We start from the raw sequence: 1,109 nt of genomic DNA, 5'->3' as shown, positions 1-1,109 counted from the left end.
ACCCGAGGAAGCCAGCCATGACCACCGCACCCGTCCATACCAGCCCCCAGGCCGCGATGCGCCTGCGCGAGCTCGTCTTCGGCGCCGCCTGCGCCGCCGCCGTCCGCGCGGCCGCCCGGCTCGGCGTCGCCGACGTCCTCGGCGACACCCCGGCCACCGTGACCGACCTCGCCGTCGCCCTCGACACCGAGCCCCGCCAACTGCGCCGCCTGCTGCGCGCGCTCGCCTGCTACGGGCTCTTCGCGCAGAGCGGCGACGACCGCTTCGAGCACACCGAGATGTCCCGACTGCTGCGCGAGGACGCCCCCAACTCGCTGCGCTACATCTCCCTCTGGTGCACCGAGCCGTGGACCTGGGAGGCCTGGCCGAAGCTGGACGAGGCGGTCCGCTCCGGCCGCAACGTCTTCCCCGACCTGTTCGGCAAGGAGTTCTTCGACTACCTGCACAGCGACGCGGGCGACTCGGCGAAGGTCTTCGACAAGGCGATGACCACCTCCAGCCGGCAATCCGCCGAGGACTTCGCCGACTACCTGGACCTCACCGGCATCGACTCGGTGGCGGACATCGGCGGCGGCCAGGGCCACGTGCTGGCCAGCCTGCTGGAGAAGCACCCGGCGCTGCACGGCACCCTGCTCGACCTGCCCAAGGTGGTGGCCGGCGCCGACCCCCGGCTCCAGGACGGCGGCGCCTTCTCCGCCCGCGCCCGCCTCGTCCCGGGCGACTGCCGGACGGAGATCCCGGTCCGCGCCGACCTCTACATCATCAAGAACATCCTGGAGTGGGACGACGACAGCACCCGCCGCACCCTCGCCAACGTGGTGAAGGCGGCCGGCTCCGGCGCCCGCGTGGTGGTGGTGGAGAACCTGGTCGACAACAGCCCCTCGATGCGCTTCACCACCGCGATGGACCTGATGCTGATGCTCAACGTGGGCGGTGCCAAGCACTCCGAGGAGAGCATGGTCGGACTGATGGCGGAGGCCGGACTGGCGGTCACCGCGGTCCGCCCGGTCAACCCCTACCTGCACGCCTTCGAGGCCGTCGTGAGCGGCTGAGCCGACCCCGCACACCTCCGTACGACGAGAACGACCGCCGGCCCCGGACATCGGGGG

Annotated in this window: 1 protein-coding gene; it reads left to right on the top strand. The window is 71.9% G+C overall.

The window, feature by feature from the left end:
* Positions 1-17 precede the first annotated feature (17 nt).
* Entirely contained in the window at positions 18-1,052 is a 1,035-nt protein-coding gene (locus tag ACFU6K_RS39510; RefSeq protein WP_380671577.1) for a methyltransferase, read from the top strand.
* Positions 1,053-1,109: the final 57 nt, after the last annotated feature.

Source organism: Kitasatospora sp. NPDC057512 (assembly GCF_042802135.1).
Lineage (GTDB): Bacteria > Actinomycetota > Actinomycetes > Streptomycetales > Streptomycetaceae > Kitasatospora.
The sequence above is the reverse complement of the archived record's forward strand: the minus strand, read 5'-3'. Positions and strand labels throughout refer to the sequence as shown.